The organism is Winogradskyella marina (assembly GCF_015645385.1).
GTDB lineage: Bacteria > Bacteroidota > Bacteroidia > Flavobacteriales > Flavobacteriaceae > Winogradskyella > Winogradskyella marina.
The window spans coordinates 23,764-48,612 of record NZ_JADOET010000011.1 but is presented as its reverse complement, the minus strand read 5'-3'; the positions used below and the strand labels follow the sequence as shown (position 1 = coordinate 48,612).

18 protein-coding genes, 1 tRNA gene and 1 riboswitch are annotated in these 24,849 nt (G+C 33.7%); of the genes, 11 read left to right on the top strand and 8 right to left on the bottom strand.

Going from position 1 to position 24,849, the window contains the following annotated elements; all coding sequences use genetic code 11:
* Positions 1 to 174 precede the first annotated feature (174 nt).
* The 7 genes from ITJ86_RS12625 to ITJ86_RS12595 form a co-directional block, all read right to left on the bottom strand.
* Positions 175 to 1,554: a TlpA family protein disulfide reductase gene (locus ITJ86_RS12625; protein ID WP_195872008.1), complete on the bottom strand. Its 1,380-nt coding sequence runs from the start codon at positions 1,552 to 1,554 to the stop codon at positions 175 to 177.
* A 128-nt stretch (positions 1,555 to 1,682) separates the two neighbouring features.
* Positions 1,683 to 2,744 (bottom strand): DUF4465 domain-containing protein, encoded by a 1,062-nt coding sequence (locus ITJ86_RS12620; protein WP_195872007.1) that lies wholly within the window; start codon positions 2,742 to 2,744, stop codon positions 1,683 to 1,685.
* Positions 2,745 to 2,759: 15 nt separating this feature from the next.
* Positions 2,760 to 4,259, bottom strand: a complete 1,500-nt coding sequence (locus ITJ86_RS12615) for a RagB/SusD family nutrient uptake outer membrane protein (RefSeq protein ID WP_195872006.1) — start codon at positions 4,257 to 4,259, stop codon at positions 2,760 to 2,762.
* 26 nt (positions 4,260 to 4,285) lie between these two features.
* Positions 4,286 to 7,708 (bottom strand): SusC/RagA family TonB-linked outer membrane protein, encoded by a 3,423-nt coding sequence (locus ITJ86_RS12610; protein WP_195872005.1) that lies wholly within the window; start codon positions 7,706 to 7,708, stop codon positions 4,286 to 4,288.
* A gap of 135 nt (positions 7,709 to 7,843) precedes the next feature.
* A complete protein-coding gene (locus ITJ86_RS12605) occupies positions 7,844 to 8,995 on the bottom strand; it encodes a FecR family protein (RefSeq protein ID WP_195872004.1) in 1,152 nt (383 codons plus the stop codon).
* A gap of 131 nt (positions 8,996 to 9,126) precedes the next feature.
* Positions 9,127 to 9,687, bottom strand: coding sequence for an RNA polymerase sigma-70 factor (locus ITJ86_RS12600; RefSeq protein ID WP_195872003.1), 561 nt, complete (start codon positions 9,685 to 9,687; stop codon positions 9,127 to 9,129).
* 486 nt (positions 9,688 to 10,173) lie between these two features.
* A complete protein-coding gene (locus tag ITJ86_RS12595) occupies positions 10,174 to 10,959 on the bottom strand; it encodes a T9SS type A sorting domain-containing protein (protein WP_195872002.1) in 786 nt (261 codons plus the stop codon).
* A 916-nt stretch (positions 10,960 to 11,875) separates the two neighbouring features.
* Positions 11,876 to 12,106, top strand: a riboswitch (cobalamin riboswitch).
* 82 nt (positions 12,107 to 12,188) lie between these two features.
* Here ITJ86_RS12595 and ITJ86_RS12590 point away from each other — a divergent pair.
* Genes ITJ86_RS12590 through ITJ86_RS12575 form a run of 4 tightly spaced genes read left to right on the top strand, consistent with a single transcriptional unit; the run spans position 12,189 to position 17,350 of the window.
* Entirely contained in the window at positions 12,189 to 13,976 is a 1,788-nt protein-coding gene (locus ITJ86_RS12590; RefSeq protein WP_230080298.1) for a TonB-dependent receptor plug domain-containing protein, read from the top strand.
* A 3-nt stretch (positions 13,977 to 13,979) separates the two neighbouring features.
* Positions 13,980 to 15,068 (top strand): YncE family protein, encoded by a 1,089-nt coding sequence (locus ITJ86_RS12585; RefSeq protein WP_230080297.1) that lies wholly within the window; start codon positions 13,980 to 13,982, stop codon positions 15,066 to 15,068.
* Positions 15,069 to 15,092: 24 nt separating this feature from the next.
* Positions 15,093 to 16,379 carry a YncE family protein gene (locus ITJ86_RS12580; RefSeq protein ID WP_195872000.1) on the top strand — a complete coding sequence of 429 codons (1,287 nt, stop codon included), beginning with the start codon at positions 15,093 to 15,095 and terminating at the stop codon, positions 16,377 to 16,379.
* 38 nt (positions 16,380 to 16,417) lie between these two features.
* Positions 16,418 to 17,350, top strand: a complete 933-nt coding sequence (locus tag ITJ86_RS12575) for a T9SS type A sorting domain-containing protein (RefSeq protein ID WP_225035610.1) — start codon at positions 16,418 to 16,420, stop codon at positions 17,348 to 17,350.
* 127 nt (positions 17,351 to 17,477) lie between these two features.
* On the opposite strand, the gene ITJ86_RS12570 is transcribed toward ITJ86_RS12575, so the two are convergent.
* Positions 17,478 to 17,552: transfer RNA gene (locus ITJ86_RS12570), tRNA-Pro, on the bottom strand.
* A 207-nt stretch (positions 17,553 to 17,759) separates the two neighbouring features.
* Here ITJ86_RS12570 and ITJ86_RS12565 point away from each other — a divergent pair.
* Genes ITJ86_RS12565 through ITJ86_RS12535 form a run of 7 tightly spaced genes read left to right on the top strand, consistent with a single transcriptional unit; the run spans position 17,760 to position 24,841 of the window.
* The gene (locus ITJ86_RS12565) at positions 17,760 to 18,860 is read left to right on the top strand and encodes a PQQ-dependent sugar dehydrogenase (protein WP_195871998.1); all 1,101 of its coding nucleotides are present in this window, start codon (positions 17,760 to 17,762) and stop codon (positions 18,858 to 18,860) included.
* A complete protein-coding gene (locus tag ITJ86_RS12560) occupies positions 18,857 to 19,306 on the top strand; it encodes a c-type cytochrome (RefSeq protein ID WP_195871997.1) in 450 nt (149 codons plus the stop codon). The genes ITJ86_RS12565 and ITJ86_RS12560 overlap by 4 nt, the downstream gene beginning before the upstream one ends.
* Before the next feature lie 56 nt (positions 19,307 to 19,362).
* On the top strand, positions 19,363 to 19,968 hold the full coding sequence (udk, locus tag ITJ86_RS12555) for a uridine kinase (RefSeq protein ID WP_195871996.1): 606 nt from the start codon (positions 19,363 to 19,365) through the stop codon (positions 19,966 to 19,968).
* A complete protein-coding gene (locus ITJ86_RS12550; RefSeq protein WP_195871995.1) occupies positions 19,968 to 20,294 on the top strand; it encodes an FtsB family cell division protein in 327 nt (108 codons plus the stop codon). The genes udk and ITJ86_RS12550 overlap by 1 nt, the downstream gene beginning before the upstream one ends.
* Positions 20,287 to 21,666, top strand: a complete 1,380-nt coding sequence (locus tag ITJ86_RS12545; RefSeq protein WP_195871994.1) for a methylmalonyl-CoA mutase subunit beta — start codon at positions 20,287 to 20,289, stop codon at positions 21,664 to 21,666. Before ITJ86_RS12550 ends, ITJ86_RS12545 begins: the two co-directional genes overlap by 8 nt.
* 56 nt (positions 21,667 to 21,722) lie before the next feature.
* Positions 21,723 to 23,846, top strand: a complete 2,124-nt coding sequence (scpA, locus tag ITJ86_RS12540; RefSeq protein ID WP_195871993.1) for a methylmalonyl-CoA mutase — start codon at positions 21,723 to 21,725, stop codon at positions 23,844 to 23,846.
* Between the two features lie 56 nt (positions 23,847 to 23,902).
* Positions 23,903 to 24,841 (top strand): alpha/beta hydrolase, encoded by a 939-nt coding sequence (locus ITJ86_RS12535; RefSeq protein ID WP_195871992.1) that lies wholly within the window; start codon positions 23,903 to 23,905, stop codon positions 24,839 to 24,841.
* The last annotated feature ends 8 nt before the right edge of the window (positions 24,842 to 24,849 follow it).

Here is a 24,849-nt window from a genome sequence, read left to right as displayed (position 1 = left end):
AAGGACAACTATTTCAAACAATTTTAAAAGGGTTACTTTTTCAAATAACCCAATATAATCCTCCTAACCTTTGATTATGACTAACTCAAATGTTTTAATACCAATAAAATTGTAAGGAAAGATGTAACTGCAAGTCTCCTTTAATTTTGCTAAAATTAATGGCGACTTATGTATTTAAATATTTAGCTCATTAAATAATGAGATTAATTTAGAAGACGATGGTCTAGGTGCGTTTGCATCAACAATATTACCATCTGGACCTATTAAAATAAAACGTGGTATGCCACTAATTTGATAATTTTTAATAAATTCACTTTTCCAAGCTTCATCTGCAAGTAACTGAACACCACCAAGTTCTTTTGATGTTACCATTTTCCTCCAAGAGTCGTGTGCTTTTTCTACATCGATAGAAATACTAAGAAATTCTATATTTTTATCATGATATTGTTTTTCAACTTTTTTAAGCGAAGGTATCTCCTTTATACAAGGGGCACACCAAGTTGCCCATACATCAATATATACATACTTCCCTTCAAAATCACTTAAAGAATTTGTACCTCCGGCATGATTTACATAATCTGTAAAAACTGGTGACGGCTGTCCTTTAGCTAACTTTTTTACAGTGTCATACTTTTCTTTAATCTTTTCTTTATCCTCTGAGTCAGTAGAAAAAGAAATGAACGTGTTATAATAGTCATCAATTTTATCTGTATAGCTAATATCGCGGTTGGCTGCTGAGAACAATAGGCTATTCTTAATCGTATCGTTAGGGATTGCACCAAACACTTCTAATTTAGCAAAGTATTTATCTATATCTTCTTTCTCTGCTAATTCTTCAGCTTTACGATTAAAATGCAATGTTACTAATTTCTCATAAGAGCCTCCTCGGTTATAGGCTTCCTCATCTAGATAGTCTACAGATTCTAATTTCTTATAGAAGTCTGCCGATACATCAAAATCTGGCTGTTTAGTATACATTCTGTGCAAGCTTGGATACTTAGCTAAGGTTAAAAAATTATAATTTTCTAATTCTTGGCGCTCAAATTTTTCAAATGTTTTTGGCAAGTTTGGAAAACTATCCAAATAACTAACATATTGCGTGTGAAGCTCTGCCTGTCTAGCTAAAAAATCTGATTCATTTAAAGAATTAAACTTAACATAATTACCCCTTACTTTCTTTATATTATTTATTTTAGTAAATAGATAGTTTGAAGCATTAACATCTGTACCTGTTAATTTTGCTGTTTTCTTAAAATCTTTTAAATCTGCCGTCAAATTATATTCTCCTCCATCAGTAAAATAAAAGTCAAATCTATTTCTAGGATCAAAAAGAATGTAGCGTCCTTCACCTGAAGTTATGGTATCTAAAAAGGATCCATTTTCATCTAACTCAATATCTCTTGCCTTTATATTATCACCGCTAAGCATGAACCTTGTAGAAGAGGCATTATCAATGGTACCAGAAAGTACTATATAATCTTTTGTTTGGTTGTTGTCTCCGCAAGACGTTAAGAATAACGTAAATAGAAGTAATAGCGCAATATTTGTTTTCATTTTAGAAGTTTTAGAAATATGAATCGATTAAATATTGAAAACTATAAACGAGAAAAGTTTATTTGAATTTCAATACGTGTTTTATCTATGGAAAACTTAATTTCCGTTTTTGTTTATATTATTATGTTTTATTGAAGTCGAATTCCATCTAGACAAAATGTATTTGGATAGATCATTTTTCCTTGATCATCAACATAAGAAGAGGTCATTTTGAATACAACTTTGTCAACATCCCCTAAAGAGGTTAAATCCACTTTTCGCCAATCGTTTAAAATAAAACCATGCTCAGGGTTTTCAGGATCAACCTCCTGCCTTACGGCTAAATAAACTTCTACGTTACCCGTCGTACTTCCATTTAAGTAACCTTCTATAATCAATTTTACATACCCTGTATTTACAGCATCAAAAGCATCAGAATAAGCTTCATCATAGGCTTCTTCTGCTTCTTCTTCCGTACCTCCTGCATTTAAAACAGCTTGTTCAGCTACCTCTCCTGCTGCTTCTCCTGCCGCACGTTTAGTCAGTACGTTGTGACCTCTTAAACTTACAGCCTCTACATTATTTGGTGCAGGCAGACTAAATGCACTAAATAGATTACTATTTGGGTTTGCAATTTGGTGATTTCGTACGGCCTGACCATCAAACAAATAAGCTTGTGTGTCAGGTTCGTATGTTGCAGAATAGATTGATCCAAAGCTTGATAAAAGGTAGTTGTAAGATGTATTTGCGACTAAAACATGTTCTACAATACCAGGTTCCACTAAGGTAAAATAAGCGTTATCTCCAGTTGTATTCCCTACAAGATAATTCTCTGTTCTGTTGACTTTATCTGTATAAACACTAAAAGCTGTTGAGTCTATAGCTTGTTGCACTTCACTTGGTGTAAGACCTCCTTCTGGAGCAAAATCTCTACTTAAACTCCAAGGGTAAGAACGAAAATTTTTATTAGATAACGCGAAACCACTAAAATTCCCACCAACAGGATTAGATACATTTACGGTGACGACACCAGACGCATTATTCCCAACATTAAATGGAGCATCATAAATTTCGTAAGTAAAGCGGTCTAATTCTATTTCATTAAAGGTGATATCATTTGGATATGGTATTCTAACCTCTAATTCATCATCGCAAGCATTGAACAATGCTATACAAGCTATGGCAACTATATATTTTGGAATAAATTTCATATAATATAATTTAAATTATTGCAAACCAGGGTTTTGATCTATTAATGTATTATACTGCATCTCAACATTAGGAATAGGATAGCATAGGTGATTTTCATCTATTGGCTCCCCTTTGATAGCTTCCATCCAAAGTTTTCCTGAACTATCTTTAAATCGTAAAGAAGCAAAATATTCACTTCCGTTTTCAACAAAAGTCTCTAAAAAGTATTCTTTAAATATAGCATCCATCAATTCTTGTTGTGTTGTAGGATTTAAGCTTTCTAAAATAGGATTTGTTCTTCTAGAGCGCATCTCATTAATTGGAGCAATCGCTTCTGCAACAGAAGCACCTGTTCCTGCTAATAATTCAGCTTTTAGAATATATAATTCTGGATATCTAAAGAAATAGGTATTATATTTAAGATCTTCTGGACTCGCTAATTGCCCTTCATACTGACCTAACCTTGCGACTTTAGTAAATGTAAACCTTGGATCCGTATCCCATGCAATAGGCGCCCTCGCCTCTCCCGTAACGATATCCCAACGTGGATCATTTACAAACCATTCGAGACCAAAATTTAATCCTGCATCCAATTGATCATATGGAGCAACAGGTAACTTGGTTGCATAGAACATGATTATAGAATATGAGTATGTATAACTTATGTTATCAATTCGATTTGCGTTATCAGAGACATAACTACAAAATAGATTTTCTTTAGAATCCCAGGAATCTTGGTAGACCTTAGCTAAATCTCCTTGCATGGAAAAACCTGGAGTACTCGTATTTAAAACGTCATCTATTAAGGTAATCGCTTCATTTAGATTAGCTGTTCCGTCGTTATATCCATTTCTGTATAGTATGATTTTAGCTTTTAAAACTTTTGCAAATTCTTTAGACATATATCTATTATTCGTAAAATTATCTAAGTGTTCAATAGCGAAATCAAAATCTTCAAATATTTTCTCATAACTATCGCCTACATTTAGGCGTTCTTTTTCAATATCTCCTAAAGTAATTGATTCTTCACGGAAAATTATACCATTCGGGTTACTATCGTCACTAGACCACCAATGTCCATAATTCCAGAACACAAACATATTTGCAAATGCTCTTATACATCTTGCCTCAGCTAATAAAGCATCTTTTTCCTCGAGGTTTATTTGGTCTTGAGTTAGTTTACCAATATTGCTTATTGCAAAATTTGCTGCATTTAAAGTCTCATAATAGTCTAACCATCTATTTGGTATATCTGAAGTAGTCTCATTTGATTGTGAGTACTCCATATTATAATCAGCAGCAGACCAATCAACAAATCCAGCTCTAGACGCTAATGAAACAAAAAGCTTACCTGAGAAATTATCTGTATTTACTATGGTTGCATATGCCCCATTAACAGCTGCACGTGCATCTTCTGCATTAGCTATAGCATTAGTCTCATTTAAAGAATAACTAGGTGTTAAATCTAAGTTGTCTTCACAAGAACTAATGACAAGCCCAAAAACAATTAACGCTATATAAAATATCTTTTTCATGTGTGTATTTTTTATTGTGTGTGTTTTTATTGTATACTCATTTTTACTCCAAGGCTGTAAACTTGTGCTGAAGGATATCTACTAGAATCTATTGACATTCCTGAACCGATAGACGTACTCGACCAATTCCCTTGAGGATCGAATCCTGGATACTTAGTAATTGTAAATAAATTTGTGCCTTGCAGCGTAAGTTCTATTCCTTTTATTGTCGAAGAAGAAAATATATCACTAGGTAACTTATAACTAATATTTAGTGCATTTAAACGAACATAAGATGCATCGTGTAAATAGAAATCTGAAAACTTGTTATTAGAACCTAGTCCACCAGGAGCCATTCTTGGATAAAGTGCATCGTATGGATTGTTTAGAATAGTACTTTGTCCTGCTATTAAATTACTTTGGTTATAATTTCTAGTGTTTGCAACATCTGTATATGGCAAATTCCAGAATCTTTTATGCCCATACGCATAACTAAATGTTGTATTAATACTGAAGCCTTTGTATTGATAGGTTAAACCAAAACCTCCAAAACCTTTTGGTGTTGAGCTTCCTATATTTACACGATCGTCATCAGTTATTTTACCATCTCCATCTTGATCAATAAAAATAAGATCTCCTGTTGTCTCTGTAGATGTGTTAAAATGTGATGCTTGCCCCGTAGAAGCTGTATTATCAACAAAACCATACATGTCTTCCGCATTTACATAAAAACGACCTGCAGTTTCTAATCCATACCATTGTCCAATCTCTCCTCCTTCAACTAATCTAATATATGGGTAACGACTTGATGGATAATGTATCTCTTCGAGTGAACCATTAATTTTAGTTACTTTGGTTACATTTTTAGAAAAATTAAAATCAAAAGATAAGCGATGATTCGTTTTTTGAATGATATTGTATCTGATATCAAATTCGAAACCTTTATTACTAATTGTCGCTACATTTGATGTTACGTCTCTAAAGGAAGAACTCCAAGCTATCGGTCTTTTATAAATCAAATCCTTACTTTTCTTTTCATATATCCCAACTGTCCCCGAGACCCGATGGTCAAACAATCCAAAATCTAGACCTAAATCAAACATTTCCGTTTGTTCCCATCCTAAGTCTGGGTTTCCAATTGTTGATGGAGATAAGCCAGGACTATCATCATAAATTGTAGAACCAATTAACGTTATCCAACCAAAATTACTAAGATTTTGAGAACCAGTTATACCTAAAGATGTTCTTAATTTTAAATACGAGATGTATTTTTCAATTTTTGAAGATTTCATAAAGCTTTCTTCTGTAATCAACCATGCGAAAGCTCCAGATGGAAAAATTCCAAAACGATTGTCTTCACCAAAACGAGAAGAACCATCACGACGAACTGTTCCAGATATAATATAACGGTCATCAAATTTATAATGAAGGCGGGCAAATTGAGAAATCAATGCATTCTGTGACTCAGTTTCGGACACACCGGTAATATCTGCTGCAGAACCAAAATTATTAAGAACATCATCGTCTGGAAAATCTTGAGCACTCATTGAATAGTTATTACTCTTGCTTCCTTCACTAGAATATCCTAATAAAAGATTAAAATTGTGTTTGTTAAAGACTTTAGCATAAGACAACGTCCCTTCCATGACATTAAATGTTCTTTTATAACTATACCAAGTTCTATTATTAAACGCATTATTATCACTACTCCCTAAACGGTGATAACGTAATGATTCATTATCTGAATGATTACTTGTAACAGCTCCTCTTAAGGATAAATCTTTAATTATTTCGTATTCTAAATACCCTGTTCCATTAAATATAAAATTCTTTCCTGAATAGGTATTTAAGAGTGTAGTATAAGGATTTTCAGTATATATATCTGCCGTATATATTGAACCATCTTCATTAAAAGCGGGAAGGTCTGGACGCGTGTACTTCAAAGATCTTAGCATGCCATCCTTTTCGTCTGCTGTACGTTTACTCGCATTTATATTTAACCCAAATGTAAGTTTCTCTCCAATTTTTGTGTCAAAATTTAGACGACCACCATATAACTCACTTTGTCCAGATTTAATAATTCCTTCTCTTTCATTATAATTAAACGAGACAAAATAGGTGCTTCTTTCTGACCCTCCACGAACAGAAAAATCATGTTGAACAGCTAATGGATTTTGTGTCATCTCATCTTGCCAATTGGTATTGGAATCATAAAAAGCATCTGGTAACACTTGTAAATCTGAAGCGTCATATTCGCTAGTGTTTAAATTAAAAAAAGCCTGTTCGTCTAAATATGGTAGTATAAAATAATTAAAACTCCCATTACTAATAACCGACTCCCTACTAGCTGCTATTGTGAAATTTTTATATGCATCAGTTTCAAATAATGCGTAATCGTTAAAATCCATAGCCGTTAGTCCTAAACGTGATGATATCTGAACTATCGGTTTCATATTATGCTTTCCTTCTTTTGTTGTAACAATCACAACACCATTAGCTGCTCTTGATCCATATACTGCTGTTGCAGAAGCATCCTTCAATATATCGATACTTTTAATATCGTTCATATTTAAATTATTTAGGGAGTTGTAAACTCCCCCAGAAGTTGTGCTAGTATATTGTGGCACACCATCTATAACCCATAGTGGTTGATTGTCTCCAGATAATGATGATTGCCCTCTAATAATTACACTTATCGGTGATGTCGGTGAAGCCGATTGCACTTGAACACTTACGCCTGATGCTTTACCTTGAAGTGAACTTTCAATAGTGCCTTCCATAGGTGCATTCTCAATATCTTTAGCTGTTATTCTAGCAATTGCCCCTGTAGCATCTTTTACTTTAGACGTTCCATACCCAATCACAACTACCTCGTCTAAATTATCAAGGTTTGGAATCATTTTAACTTTAAAAAAGGTTTGAGTACCTATAAGCTGCTCTATTTTTTTATAGCCCATATGGCTAAAAATTAGTGTAGTGGTTTCACTAACGTCGTTTATCTTGAGAGTAAAATTACCATCCAAATCGGTAAACACACCGTTTCTAGTACCTTTCACCACTACATCGACTCCAGGTAGCGGAAGCCCTGTTTCGTCAATCACATTACCACTTACTGTTTGTTGTAATATGGTATTGGGTTTTACAACCGTGGTGTTGTCCGTTACCTTACTTTTAATAAGAATAGTATTTTGTTCTGAAAATTCGCAGATAAATGTTCCTTTTGACAAGCTCATCTCTAAAAGTTTGTCTGCTGGAAATATGCCTTTCTTTAAGGGAACTTTTGGGTAATTTTCAAACAAATCAGCACGGTAAACAAAAGTGTAATCTGTTTGATCCTTTATTAATTTAAACACTCCGTCAACTGAAACAACCTGATCCTTTTTAATTTTAATTTTAGCATTTTGAGAAAATCCGCTTTTTGAAGTCAAACTAAATACGGACAAAGAAAATAGAAAAATAAATGTTTTCATGAGAAGCGTAAAAAACCTTCTCTCCGAAAAGAGAAGATGATTAGTAAGTTTTTTTTTCATAAATTTACATGTTGGTTTATTAATCAATTAATTAGGGATATCACTGGCGGTGAGATGTTTAGTTTTATCCCTTTTTTACTCTATTGTTATATGCTTATTTTCTATTTTATAATTCATATTATTTGTGCTCTTTATAATTTCTAATATGTTTTCTATAGATTGTTGTTTATTTAAAACTCCTGTAAAACCTACGTTCTCCATTTCCTCATTAACTATTAGTATATCAACATCATACCATCTTGATAATACCTTCATAATATCTTTTAAGGATTTATTTGTAAAGCTAAATACACCATTGCGCCAAGAAATAAACTCTTCTACCTCTACTGTAGAAATTTCAAAATCGCTTTTATCTTGAGATAGCCGAGCTTGTTGACTAGGCACTAAAATACTTGTATTCAAATCATTACTCAACAAAATACTACCTTCCACTAAGGTGGTAATAATTTCTGTTTCGTTTTTTACAGCATTAACATTAAAGATGGTTCCTAAAACGGTTAAGTTTTGTTCCTTTGTTTTTAAAGTAAAGGTGTCTCCGTTATGTTTTGTACTTTTTGAAACTTCAAGATAAGCTTCTCCATAAACCAACTCCACTTCCCTTGGATTTCCTTCTATAAAATTAACAGGGTATTTTAGTTGAGATTCTGAATTTAACCAAACCTCTGTACCATCAGATAATTCTACATGATACTGCCCTCCCCTTGGTACAGTTAAATAGTTAAATTCTAATTCTTGATTGTTGCTTTCGGCACTTCCATATGTAATTTTATTTCCATTACCATTCACACTTTTATTTTGATAGACATTTGTACTATCTAATAACACTGTAGAACCGTCCGAAAGGGTTAATATGGCTTTGTCTGTACCAATTTCAATTTTGGTATCAACCAAAACAGGATCAACCTTTTGTGTATCAATTTTATGATATACAAATGTTAATGCCATAATCAACGCTATAGACGCTGCGGTTGCATACTGCCAATAATACGTTTTCTTAGGGAGATGTAACTTCGATTTTAAAGATTGCCAATCTTCCTTTTTATCAATTTTATTTTTTAATTGGAACCGAGATGCTATCTCTGATTTATCTGTTAATCTTTTTAAAATATTGTCTTTTTCTTCTTGAGAAAACAGATCTGAAGACTCTAAGGATTCTGCCTTTTCATCTTTTAAAAGCGAAGCGGCTATCTGCTTAGATAATATTATGATTTTATTAAAATTTATCATTAATTATGATTACTATTTTTAACTAAGACGACAAAACTGTACTGAAGGGTTAAAGAAAACCAACTTATTTTCACCAAAGTTCATTTTTTTAACATTTCACGATAATTAAATATATAGTGTAGTAAAGTTTATTAATTAGAAGAAGAAAAAACAAATGCTATTAATACAAAATGCTCTTTTAGCAATGGTCTTAATCTTTTGTATGCTATTTTTTTTTGTGCCTTAACCGTATTCACAGATATCTCTAATTGTTTAGCAATTTCAATATTTGTCAGCTCCTTTATACTTAACCTCATAATTTGAGCACATCTATTAGGAAGTGTTTTAATTGCTTCTTCAATTACAGTTGCCGCTTCTTCGATAACCACTTCTTTTAAATAAAATGATTCTTTATTCAGATGGTCCAGTTCAACAACTGACATATGATCTGTAGCCTTAAACCGTTTACTTTTTAAAAAATCTAACGCCCTATTTTTTACAGCAGTGTATAAATAAGATTTAACAGCGAGTTCACTTTTAAAATCAATTTTATCTTCCCATACTTTTATAAACACATCTTGAACTAAATCCTTCGCTACATCAATATTACCAACATAACTCGATGCAAAAACACATAATGAAGTATACAAAGAATCGAAGACATTCTTATATGCTTTTATTGACAACGAATATTTTTCTTGTTTAGGGAACAATTAGCTATTAATTAATTTATACATCCAAATCCACTTAAATCGTAAGCAACATAATAATTTGGAATGTCCTATTTATATTTTAACTACATATATAAAGAAAAAAAATATATTAGTTCATTTTTAATTAAAATTATTTGCAAAACAGTTAAAATTAAGAAAACCCTTCAATTTTACGACATACTTTTTCTCTGCTTTATAAAAAAATAAATCGCTACGCTTGAGGCATGGAATCCACAGCAAAACGTTTTATAGCATTCAAAAAAAATGACACCATAAAAGCTTACAAAAATCAGCGACTTGAATTTGTAAGACTCATATAACATTTAAGAAGAAGACACTTATTTTTACTTCAATTCTTTTAATAAATCCGTTAAGTGAACACAATGTTATCTTCAGTTTAAAACAAAAATAACAGTTAAGAACTAAACTTTGTTTTTGTTCTCAACTGCTACTCTTTACTACCTCGTTAGTTGACGGTATTTCTATTTATTTTTTCATAAACTTCATTGTGTTTCCACTTTCAAGTTTTAAAAAGTATAATCCGCTTTCTAAATTTCCTACTTCAATCTGATCATTCTCAGAAACTAACCCAGAACGAACCTCTTCTCCTAAAACATTAAATACGCTATAACTTTCTGTTGCTTTTAATCCTGAAACTTGAATAAAATCTGCAGTTGGGTTTGGATAAACCTTAAGTGCATTCGTTTCTTTAAACACGTCATCTATTCCTAATGTACTTTCAAGGTTAGAAAATGCTATGTAACGATTAGCAGCACCGGCATCAACACCGTAAACCACAGTCATTGTTAATGTAGTAACAGGCTCATTAAACTGCAAGATTCCACTCGCAGGAAGCCCCGTTGACAATGTAGTAGCATCTACAGCTGTAAAGTTATAATCTGATAAAACGGTAAATTCTTGATCAAAACTGAACGACCCACCTCTTAAATCTTTAAGATAAAGTTTTAAGTTTTCGATAGGCGAATCAAACGTAATGGTGAACGAATTTCCTTCTAAAAGCTCTCTAACTTTAATTGCAGATTCATACCAAGACCCAGGTGCTGCATAAAAAGCATCTCCTTCGTTGGCACCTTCAAAATTTGAACCAGATTTAGTTGCGATAGTTTCATCAGATATTGAAAAAGTAAACGATACACCATCTAATGAACCTGATGTTGTATTGATAAAATTACCCCATGCTTGTGAGTGAGATAAATCTGTTGCTAATAAGACTACAATAGCTAATAAGAAGTTTTTGTAAATGTTTTTCATTTTTTTTAGAATTTAATGGTTAATAGTTAATATATTGGTTTTAATTTTTTATAAAATTATCACATATAGCACGTTGCGTTTTTTAATTAACAAGAGAATTCATCTTTTAAAAGCGACGCCCTACACTACTTAGCTATAATCATGATTTCTACTAATTTTTCACATGAGTCATGACTAGTATTTTTATCTAAGACGACAAAACTCTTTAGTAGGGTTAAAAAAAAAGTTAACTTTTTAATAATTGTACAAAATTTTAACACTTTTTGACGAATTAAAACAAGTTGAATGAAGATTAATATGGCAGTCTTATTTTAGGCCCAATAAGCCTGGAGCGTTCTTTTAAATCTACAGTTAATACATTTGAGATACATATTTATTAGCAAGACTTATTCAATAGAATAATCTTTAGAAAATTTATTAATAAACAAAAGCCCACAAATTCTTTTAATTACCCTGAAGTTTCCCCAGAGCTTCAGAACAACTTTAAAAAGTTCAGGCTATAGACTACAGAGCGCTGACATTTTACAGCCTAGATTTTATCACAATTGTGACGACCACAACCTTGACATTAAAGATGAAGCATGCGAGTTAAAACCGCTAAAAGAAGCTGTAAACCCATTTATACATCGGAAATTTAATATTGAAGTTAGATTGACGTTTAATGAGATTTCTAATCAGCATCAAAATTACTAATGAAACTAACACAAGCGACTACCTCTATTTTTATTCGGTAACCGATGAAACAAGCTCACAAAGTAGAACCTTTGCCAATATAAAGTAAATATGCGATTACTCTATTTATCTGTATACATAGTGCTGACAAAACACAAGTCAGCACTTTTTTTTGAGCCTTTAAATCTAGCTGAATATTCCCACTAATAAAGACGAATTTTTGATATAACTAAAATACAATTATTTATCTTTGCACGCAATTGGTTTATGTCTATAATTTTATAGATACGATTAAAAGGGAATCAGGTAAAAAAGTAGCTAACTTAATAATCCTGAACTGTTCCCGCAACTGTAAGTTTTGTCCCGTTTGGGATGCCACTAATGAAACTCTTCAACATCCACTGTTCTTTACAGAATGGGAAGGACCATTAGTTAGGACACGAGTCAGGAGACCTGCCAATTTTACAAACAATTAACACAGTAGCTTTCGGGTAAAAGGCATCGGGTTTATGAGATATATTGTATGCACCATTTTGTTTTGCATAGGTTTTTATTCTATGCTCCATTCGCAAACCGATTCCATCACGGCTTTGAGAGAGGTACGCCTTGTTGCCTATCAACTTAAAGATTCCACCTATACAAGAAATATAACTATTGTAAAGGATAGCGTCTTAAAACAAAACCAAGCTTCTCTAACTAATTTTCTAAACTTTAATAGTACAGTTTATTTTAAGGAAAATGGTTTAGGCATGGTTTCTTCCCCCTCTTTTCGCGGTACAACAGCATCACAAACTTCTGTACTTTGGAATGGTATTAACATTAACTCACAAACCACCGGACAAACCGATTTTAATACCATAAATACACGTGGTTATAATAAAATAGAAATAAAACCAGGCGGCTCTAGTGTTGCCGATGGTAGCGGAGCTATTGGCGGTTCTATCAATTTGGTAAATGAACTTGGCTTTAATAAAGGATTTCATAATGAACTTTTTGCTAACTACGGAGAGTTTAATACCTATGGCATAGATTACCAAACCAATTATTCATCAGAAAAGTTTAGCGTGCTTTTAGGTGTTGCACGCAATGCTTCTGATAATGACTACCCTTATCCCGAAACTGGCCGTATCAATATTAACGGCCAATATCACAATACTAATATCAGTTTAGCGGCGACTTCTAAATTAAACTCAAATAACATCCTTAAAATTTTCGCGAATGTTTATGATGGTAGACGAAATTTTTCAGTACCAACACCAAACGCATTAAAAACAAAATATACAGACTTTAACACTCGCTCGCTCGTAGAATGGGAAAGTCAATTCAATAAGTTGAAGTCTAATTTAAAAATAGCAACTACAACAGAAGAATACCGTTATTTTGGAAACATTGACAATGACTTTTATACTTACGGAAAGGTGAAGAGTTTTATTGCTAAATACGGATTAGACTTCGCGCTGTCTAATAAAATGCTACTTACTACCGGACTTAATTACACACATAACGATGGTCGTGGTTCTAATATAGCTTCAGAAACCCGTAATTTATCAGCTGCTTTAATCAGTTTTAAACACGTACTTTCAGAAACGTTTCTTTACGAATTAGGGTTACGCCAAGAAACAAATGAACAATATGGAGATCCCTTATTATATTCTGCAGGTTTTAGCGCTCAACTCACCGATGTTTACCAACTAAAAGTTAATACGTCTAAAAACTTCCGAATCCCAACTTATAATGATTTGTATTGGCAAGGTGTTGGAAATACAGAATTAAAACCTGAAGAATCTTATCAAGGTGAAATTAGCAATAATTTCAATTTTAAAAATCTTTCTATTTCCTTAACCGGTTATTATAATTACGTAGAAAACTTATTACGTTGGGTGCCTGACAGCTCTGGTATTTTTAGACCAGAGAATACTAATAAAGTTAAAATTTACGGACTAGAATCGATCGTTACACTTCAGAAATCTTTTGGAAATCACAAATTTACAGGTTCTGCAACATTTGCATACACAGTTTCAGAAAATAAAGACACAGGGAAACAGCTTATCTATGTGCCGTTTTACAAATTCACCACTTCCTTTGGGTATAATTATAAAAGAATTTCGACCTATTATCAATACCTTAATAATGATGAGGTTTTTACCACCACAGATCATGCTACCGAACATATTTTAGATAGCTATATGGTGGCTAATTTAGGAGCCGAATACACATTAGGAAAAAATCGTGACTATAAAATAGGAGCGCAAATATTAAACTTCTGGAACGAATCTTACGAAAGCGTTCTCAACCGTCCAATGCCAGGCCGGAATTTCAATTTCTATATACATCTAAAATTTTAAACAATGAAAAAACACGTTTACAAACTTGCAGGTCTACTTATGGTAGTTTTAATCACCATAACATCATGTACTAGTGATGATAGAGATGATCCTATTTCCGTGCAACCGCCTTCTGGAGATTATACAGACGGAATTTTTATTTTGAATGAAGGTGGATTTGGATACTCTAATGCATCTGTTTCTTTTTTAGACAACACCAACGACGTTTTTAATTCTATTTACTCTGAAGTAAACGGAATGAGTCTTGGTGACACAGCACAAAGCATGGGGTTTTATGGTGACAACGCTTATCTCGTTGTTAACAACTCAGCTACAGTAGAAGTTGTTAACCGTTATACTTTTGAATATATAGCAACAGTGAGCGATATGATTGTAAACCCTAGGTATATTGAATTCAGTGACAACAAAGGTTATATCACTAACTGGGGAGATCCAAATGACATTAATGACGACTATGTTGCTGTTTTAAATTTAGATACAAATCTTATCGAAACCACAATTCCAGTAGCGGAAGGTCCCGAAAAAATATTATTAGAAAACGGTAAGCTCTACGTAACTCACAAAGGTGGTTATGGTTATGGCAATACCATCAGTGTTATTGATGCAGCATCGCAAAGTGTTTTGAATACTATTACTGTTGCAGATGTACCCGACGGAATAGTAATTGATAATGGCTTTCTTTATGTGATGTGCTCTGGTAAAGCTTCTTGGACAGGAGAAGAAACCCTAGCAAAACTTTTCAAGATCAACCTATCTGATAGTAATGACATAACAACGCTTAATTTTTCAGCAGAGCAACACCCAAACTATCTAGAGTTTGAAGATGGAATATTGTATTACATCTTAAATAATGAAGTCTATACTATAGATAGCACTAATTTTCAGTTTTCTGAAAATCCTTCTTTTTCACCAGTTGAAGATGGCGTACAAATTCTTTATGGTTTTGAAGTACATGAAGGGACTATCTATATCGCTGACGCTAAAGATTACACATCTAATGGTGAAGCATTTATTTATACTCTAGATGGTGACTTACAGCATCAATTTTCTGTTCAAATCATTCCAAATGCATTTTATTTTAACAACTTATAATAATTAATTAAAAACAATTTAATCATGAAAAACTATTACAAAAAAACATTTCACATCCTAGCAGCAGTTTTACTCTCTGCAACCAGTTATGCGCAAGACTATTCTAATGGTATATTTGTTTTGAGCGAAGGTTTATTTGGTACTAATACGGCTTCAGTTTCACATATCGACGCCAGTGGAACCTTAGAAAATGACATTTTCGCAACTCAAAATCCAGGTATGACCTTAGGAGATACAGGACAAGGCATGGGCTTCTATGGTGATTTTGCTTATGTTATACTTCATTATAGTGATGAAATAAAGGTTGTGAATAGCACTACTTTTGCTTTTGAAGCTAGTATTACAGATCAATTGAGCGCACCACGTAATATAGCTTTTTATGACGGAAAAGGTTATGTGACTAATTGGGGAGATCCTGCAGATACAACAGATGATTATGTTGCTGTAATCGATTTAACTACAAATACCGTTACCTCAACAATATCAGTTGCTGAAGGTCCTGAAAAAATCGTACAGAAAGATGGAAAATTATTTGTCGCACATCAAGGTGGTTACGGATACGGTAATTCTGTTTCTGTAATTGATATAGCAACGAGTGCTGTGGAATCAATCATAGTAGGCGATGTACCATCAACAATAAAAATTGACGATGATTACTTATATGTACTTTCTAGTGGAAAACAAGCTTGGACAGGTGATGAAACTCAGGGTAGTATTCACAAAATAGATTTGTCAGATTACCAAAACCATGTTACAATTAATTTTGAAACTACAGAACATCCAAGTTATTTAGCTGTAGATGATACCGATTTATATTATGTTCTAAATAATAACATTTATAAAATGGCCTCTACAGACACTACACTTCCAACAGTCGCTTTTAATACATCTAATGATGTACAACTTTCTTATGGTTTCGATAAGATTGACGACAAGCTCTATTTATTAGATGCCATAGACTATGTAAGCCCAGGAAAAGTATTTGTATATGATGAAAGTGGAAGTTTAATAACAGAATACACCGTAGGACCACTTCCTAATGGAGTGTATAAAAACGAAGGGACTTTAAGTGTGAATGATTTTGCTTTTGAAACAACAACCTTATATCCTAACCCAGCATCAGAGAGTTTCGAATTAAACCTTACAGAAAATGCAAATATCAAAATGTATGATGTCTCTGGAAAAATAGTAAAAGACATAAAATACACAAACACACAACCAATAGCTTTAGATGGTATTGAAGCTGGTATTTACTTAGTAAATATTGAAGTTAAAGGAAGTTCAACAACTTTAAAATTAATCGTAAAATGATCAAAGTGATCATCCTCTTCATATGTTCTAGCGTTATTATGCAGGCACAAAGCTACCCACCCGCTGCAGGGCAACCAGGATCAACAGCAATTGCTGCTGACAGCGATGTTTTTATAGCTTGGGCAACTGGCATAGAACTACAACGTGGTTATGTAAATATTTCTAATCCTTCGCAAGAACATGAAGGTAGTAATTATGCTACGTATGGAACTGCTGAAGATGCCTTAGGCATACCAACTAATAATGTAGTGAGTCTAGGTGATGCCGGTGAAGCCATACTAACCTTTGAAACACCAATAGGAGATGGTGATGGATTTGATTTTGTTGTTTTTGAAAATAGTTTTAGCGATACATTTCTAGAATTAGCATTTGTTGAAGTAAGTTCTGATGGCGTTAATTATGTTAGGTTTCCATCTCACAGCGAAACACAAACTGAAACACAAGTTGGAGGCTTTGAAATTTTAGATCCATCCTACTTAAATAATCTAGCAGGAAAATACAAAGGGTTATTTGGAACACCATTTGATTTATCAGACTTAGAGGAGGATGCTTTACTAGACAAAAACAATATTACCCACATCAAAATAATTGATGTAGTTGGAAGTATTGACCCAGCTTACGCTAGTTATGATAGTTATGGTAATGCCATCAATGATCCTTTTCCCACACCTTTTTATTCTAGTGGGTTTGATTTGGATGGCATCGGTGTTATTAATCAGCAATCATTAAGTATTGATGATAAAGAATACTCAGCAACTACTATCTATCCTAACCCTGCTTCAAATGAATTTTACATCAATTCTACCGAAAACGTTGAAGTGAGTATTTATGACATGTTAGGTAAAGTGGTGATTTCAAAAGAAGTTGATTCTAATAATGCTATTGAAATATCCTCACTTAAGAGCGGTATTTACCTAGTTAAAATTGTTTCAAACGGAAAAATAAGTCAACATCGGCTCATAAAAGAGTAATAACCGATTAAAAAACTGCTTTTCATATAAATTTGGAAAGCAGTTTTTTTTATTTCTTCTCTTCCCATCTAAACATTCTAAAAAACAAAAAACTCTATAAATCGTTAGACTTATAGAGTTTTTTTAGTCGGGGTGGCAGGATTCGAACCTGCGGCCTCCACGTCCCAAACGTGGCGCGATAACCGGGCTACGCTACACCCCGAATTTTGATATAATTTAGAATTAAATTCAAACTCAAATTATACAATTGTTAAACCAAATTTTGAAGGTAGTTTATGCCACACTTGATGCGGTACTACTCCCCGAATTTTTGGTTTTCCTGTTTCGGACTGCAAATATAGAATATTTCTTTAGAATCCAATAACATTTACCTAACTTTAAAGTCTTAATCTTTTTAAATAGTAATTATATGGACTTAAAGAACATTCTTATTACTTTAATCTTTACAAGTACTTTCGCTTGTGCACAAGATAAAAACCCTACAAACACCGAAAACACTCATGAAGTTGTTGTTTCAGAACTTAGCAATCCTTGGGGGTTTACATTTCTACCAGATGAATCTATACTAATTACCGAAAAATCTGGAGACCTCATTCATTTTAAAAATGGCAAAAAAATAACAATATCTGGTCTCCCAGAAATCTATGATCGCGGTCAAGGAGGATTATTAGACGTCATCTTACATCCAAATTTTAAAGAAAACAACTGGATCTATCTATCTTATGCCTCTGAAAGTGGTGGCGATTCTGGAGGAAACACGGCAATCGCTAGAGCTCAATTAAAAGAACATAGCTTAACAAATTTAGAAGTACTATACAAAGCAACACCAAATACAACTAAAGGTCAACACTTTGGCTCACGATTAATCTTCGACGATGATGGCTATCTGTATTTTACTATAGGTGATCGTGGCAATAGAGATGAAAACCCGCAAGATATCACTAGAGACGGCGGAAAAGTTTATAGAATTAATGATGATGGTACTATTCCTCAAGATAATCCATTCGTAAATGAACCTAATGCTAAAACTGCTATTTTCTCTTACGGCCATAGAAATCCACAAGGCATGAGTATACACCCAAAAACGAGACAAATTTGGACACACGAGCATGGCCCAAGAGGAGGAGACGAAGTTAACATTATCCAGCCAGGAAAAAATTACGGCTGGCCTATAATAAGTTATGGTATTAACTATAGTGGTACATCATTTACAGATATTACAGAAAAAGAAGGTATGGAACAACCACTTCACTATTGGGATCCATCTATAGCACCTAGCGGAATGGCTTTTATTAACAGTGATAAATATGGTGATTGGGACGGCAGCCTACTTGTTGGATCTTTAAAATTTCAATATTTAGATAAGTGCACTCTAAAAGGTGATAAAGTAATTAAAGAAGAACGTTTACTCGACGGATTAGGTCGTATACGATCTATAAATCAAGGACCTGATGGCTATATTTATGTAGGCGTTGAAAACTTAGGAATTGTAAAACTGATCAGGAAATGAAAAATATAATTATCATCACACTCTCTCTATTTACCTGTGTTTCATGTAAATCGGACAAAAACAAACCAAATTTAACAGCTCAAAATGAATACGCAGCTATTCAAGACCAAGATAAACCAAAGTTAGAAGCAAGCATTAAAAGAGGTGAAAGCGTCTATTCGGACATGTGTATTACCTGCCACTTACCCAATGGGAAAGGTGTACCCAAAGCATTTCCTCCATTGGCAGATTCTGATTTTTTAAGAGAAAATCAGATTGAAAGTATTAAAGCAGCCAAATATGGCATGTCTGGAGAAATTGTGGTGAATGGTATAACTTACAACAGTACTATGGCTCCTTTAGGGCTTTCAGACGAGGAAGTCGCTGATGTAATGAATTATATTAATAACAGTTGGGGAAATTCAATTAATAACTTTGTAACACCACAGAAAGTTTCCGAATTATAAACTCAAATTCTACTTAAATAATTAAATTTGCAACAGTCTAACAAATCAAAGTTAATATGCTAATTATTGGAATCGCGGGCGGTACAGGCTGCGGAAAAACAACTGTTGTAAATACTATTTTAAAAGAGTTACCAGAAGGACAAGTTGGTGTTATTTCGCAAGATTCTTATTATAAAGATACATCACACCTCAGTTTTGAAGAGCGTGTAAAAATTAATTTCGACCATCCAAGATCAATTGATTTTGAATTGTTAGAAGAGCACCTCAAAGAACTAAAAGAAGGCAAATCAATTAACCAACCTGTTTATTCATTCGTGAAACACAACAGAACCGGCGACATAGTTATTACAAAACCAAGAAAAGTAATGATCGTAGAAGGCATACTTATCCTTTCTCATCCTGAAATTCGTGAACTTTTCGATATTAAAATATTTGTCCATGCAGATTCTGACGAACGCTTAATTAGACGTTTAAAACGCGATATAACTGAACGCGGTAGAGATATTAATGAAGTGCTCCAACGATACCAATCAACCTTAAAACCTATGCATCAGCAATTTATTGAACCTATGAAGGAGTATGCTGATATCATTATACCAAACAATAAATACAATACGGTTGCTGTAGATATCGTTAAAACCATAATCAACGAACGCTTATAATGTCTAAAATCAATTTTAAATATCTAAAACCATTTAAGAACATTTATGTCCTTGTTCTTATTGTTTTTGTGGTTTGGATGTTGTTTTTTGATGCGCATTCATGGTTGTTTCATCATGAGTTAAATAGCGACATTAACGAATTAGAATACCAAAAAGAACACTACCGCAACGAGATGGCAAAAGACAATAAAGCCATTAAAGAGTTAAGTACAGATGAAGGCATTGAGCGTACAGCGCGTGAAACTTATTACATGAAAAAGTCTAACGAAGACATTTTCATTATTGAATACGAAGACAGTATTCCGAAACACAAAAAAGATGAGTAAATCATTATTTAATGACTTTGAAGACGTATCTTCAAAAGCATGGAAACAAAAAATACAAGTAGACCTTAAAGGTGCAGATTACAATAACACGCTAATCTGGAAAACTAACGAAGGCATTAATGTTAAACCATTTTATCATGCAGATGAATTTGAAACACTACCTAATGTCTCAAAAAGCAAAGCAACTGAATGGAAAATAGGTCAATGTATTACAGTAAAAACGGCAAAAGAAGCAAACCTAAAAGCCCTAGATGCAATTAATCGAGGCGCAGAAAACATTTTATTTTACATTACATCTGAAGATGTATCCGCTGAAGACTTGTTTCAAAATATAGATTTTGAAAAAATAAGCGTTGCTATTAAGTGTGAATTTCTTTCAGTAGAATTTATAGAAAAATTGCTAAAAGTCAATTCGAGCGCAGTTAAGAAGTCTCACATACAAATCCACAATGATATCATAGGTAACCTAGCCAAAACAGGCAATTGGCACAACAACCTTAACGACGATCACAATAAATTTGAAGCCATCGTAAAATCTACCAATCACATAAGTGTAGATTTAAGCTTATATCAAAATGCAGGCGCAAACATTATTCAACAATTAGCTTATAGCTTAGCGCATAGCAACGAATATTTAAACTATTTTGAACGCCAGAAAGGCTATTCTTTAAGTGACGTCCAAATAACCTTCAACATCGCAACAGGTTCAAACTACTTTTTCGAAATTGCAAAAATCAGAGCACTGCGTCAATTATGGTCAACCTTAGCATCAGAATATGGAGCAAACACCGAATGCCACATCAATGCTACACCAAGCAAGCGCAATAAAACCATTTACGATTATAATGTAAATATGCTACGAACCACTACCGAATGCATGAGCGCAGTTCTTGGTGGATCAAACATAATTTATAATTTACCTTATGACGCTTTATTCCACAAATCAAACGAATTTGGTGAACGCATTTCGAGAAATCAGCTTTTGGTTTTAAAAAATGAAAGCTACTTTGATAAAGTAAATAATCCAGCAGATGGAGCCTATTATATTGAAAGTTTAACCGAGCAATTAGCCGAAAAAGCATTAGAACTTTTTAAAAATATTGAAGCCAATGGAGGCTTTTTAAGTCAATTAAAAGAAGGCACCATTCAGCGAAAAATCAAAGAAAGTGCTTCCAAAGAACAATCGGATTTTGACACAGAAAAACTAGTTCTATTAGGAACAAATAAGCACCCTAATTTAGAAGACAAGATGAAAACCGATTTAGAAATCAGTCCTTTTTTAGAAATACATAAGCGCAAAACACTAATTGAACCAATTATTGAGAAAAGATTATCTGAAAAATTGGAAATCACAAGATTAGACAAAGAGTAAAACTCACTATAGATAAAACCTATAGTAACGTTTTACCCTTAAAAAATACTTTTATAATGTCAAGAAAAAATCTGCAACATATAACACTTAAGCACGAAGCACGGAGCACGAAGCACATCGCGAAAAACGACTTTCTAACTGCCGAAAACATTAAGGTAAAGTCGACATATTCAAAAGATGATATTCAAGATTTAGAGCACCTTAATTTTGTTGCAGGTATCGCACCAAACCTTCGTGGCCCATATTCCACAATGTATGTTCGTAGACCTTGGACCATTAGACAATATGCTGGTTTTTCAACAGCAGAAGAGAGCAACGCATTTTACAGGCGAAACTTAGCTGCCGGACAAAAAGGATTATCGGTTGCTTTCGATTTAGCAACACATCGTGGTTACGATTCAGATCACGAACGCGTCGTTGGAGATGTTGGAAAAGCTGGTGTCGCTATCGATTCTGTAGAGGATATGAAAGTACTTTTCGATCAAATCCCACTAGACAAGATGTCCGTTTCCATGACCATGAACGGAGCCGTTCTACCTATTATGGCGTTTTATATAGTCGCTGCTGAAGAACAAGGTGTAAAACCCGAACAGCTCGCAGGAACCATTCAAAATGATATCCTAAAAGAATTCATGGTACGTAACACCTACATCTATCCACCTACTCCATCCATGAAAATTATCTCAGATATTTTTGAATACACAAGCAATAACATGCCTAAATTCAATAGTATCAGTATTTCAGGATACCACATGCAAGAAGCAGGAGCCACATGCGATATTGAACTAGCCTATACTTTAGCAGATGGCCTAGAGTACATTAAAAAAGGGCTTGAAGCTGGTATGGATATTGATACTTTTGCACCAAGACTATCGTTCTTTTGGGCGATTGGCATGAATCACTTTATGGAAATTGCAAAAATGCGTGCTGCACGTATGCTGTGGGCAAAAATCGTGAAGCAATTTAACCCAAAAAACCAAAAATCTTTAGCTCTAAGAACTCATTGCCAAACTTCTGGCTGGAGTTTAACAGAGCAAGATCCTTTTAATAATGTTGCCAGAACTTGTATTGAAGCGTCTGCAGCAGCTTTTGGAGGCACACAAAGCCTGCACACCAACGCACTAGATGAAGCTATTGCATTACCTACAGACTTCTCTGCTCGTATCGCAAGAAACACACAAATATATTTACAACAAGAAACGCACATTACGAAAACAGTTGATCCTTGGGCTGGCAGTTATTATGTAGAAAAACTAACCGACGACATCGTAAATGAAGCTTGGAAATTAATCCAAGAAGTAGAAGAATTAGGAGGTATGACCAAAGCTATTGAAGCTGGCATTCCAAAATTAAGAATCGAAGAAGCTGCTGCACGCAAACAAGCACGCATAGATTCCGGACAAGACATTATTGTTGGAGTAAACAAATACCGATTAGAACAAGAAGACCCTATTTCTACGTTAGAAGTAGATAACCAAACTGTTAGACTACAACAAATTGAACGACTAAACACAATTAAAGCAAGTCGTAATAATTCTGACGTAACTGAAGCATTATCAAGACTAACAACAGCAGCAAAGACTAGTGATGAAAATTTACTAGCTTTAGCTGTAGATGCAGCAAGAAAACGTGCTACTTTAGGAGAAATAAGTGATGCATTAGAAGCTGAGTTTGGACGCTATAAAGCACAAATTAAATCATTTTCAGGAGTGTATAGTAAAGAAATCAAAGACGATTCAAGTTTTCAAAAAGCAAGAGAACTCGCCAACCAATTTGCAGAGCAAGATGGCCGTAGACCACGAATTATGATTGCAAAAATGGGACAAGACGGCCACGACAGAGGTGCAAAAGTAGTCGCTACAAGTTATGCTGATGTGGGCTTTGATGTAGATATTGGACCACTCTTTCAAACACCTAAAGAAGCAGCCAAACAAGCCGTAGAAAATGATGTTCATATTCTAGGTATATCTTCATTAGCAGCAGGACACAAAACATTAGTTCCCCAAGTTATAGATGAGCTCAAAAAATATGGTCGTGAAGACATTATGGTTATCGTAGGAGGTGTTATTCCTAAGCAAGATTACCAGTATTTATTTGACGCAGGAGCTGTAGCCGTTTTTGGACCTGGAACTAAAATTAGTGAGGCTGCAATTCAGATATTAGAGATATTGATTGATTAAACTAAAATGTACTGCTTAAACTAAGAACAGTCAAAATTCACAATTACTATTAAAAGATGCCCAAAACCAGAGTTATCAAACTTATTAAACGCATTTGTTTAATCCTGATAGCTATAGGCTTATTATTTTTATATTTCATTTTTCCTCGATTATTCATAGAAAAAAGAAATCCACTTATAGAGTCATTTAAAACACAACAAACCATAAGTTCCTCGCTTGAGCAGAATGACAACCCTGAATTCAAACGAAAAAAACTAACAATAACAACCTATGATGGTTTAAAACAATATGCGCTACTCACCTATTCTAGTTTAGCCGAATCTAAAGGCACTATTATTTTACTTCATGGCAGTAGCCATACCAAAGAACATTTTTTAGAATTAAGTGAGTTTCTGTCAACCAATGGCTTTAATTCTGTTGCATTAGACATAAGAGGGTATGGCGAAAGCGAAGGTCAGATTTTTACCTATGGAGTCAATGAAACTAAAGACATTCAAAAATGGGTAGATGATTTAATTAATAAGGAAGGCTTAGATAATATAGGTGTTTGGGGCCAATCTATTGGAGGCGCACTTGCCCTACAAGCTATGGGAACAGATCAACGTATAAAATACGGAATATCAGAAAGTGCTTATACCGATTTAAAATCTAATGTTCAAGGCTTTTTTCGGCGTAACACAGGATTTAGCTTTGCTCTACTTAGTAATTTTTTAGCCGAAAGAGCTGGTAGTATTGGTGATTTTAATGCTGATGAGGCAAGTCCGGTTAAATATGCAAAAAAAATTACACAACCAGTTCTTGTAGTACATGGCAGAAAAGATATCGCCATTAATATTTCGAAAGGCAAAACCAACTTCGCCAATATTAAAAGTAAGGACAAAAAATTTATAGAGTTAAAATCAGCAGGTCATAATGATATTTGGACGGTTGGTGGTGATAAATTCTTTTACTCTATTCTAGAATTTCTTAACAACCAGACACTCTCTTCTAACTGAATTTTTAG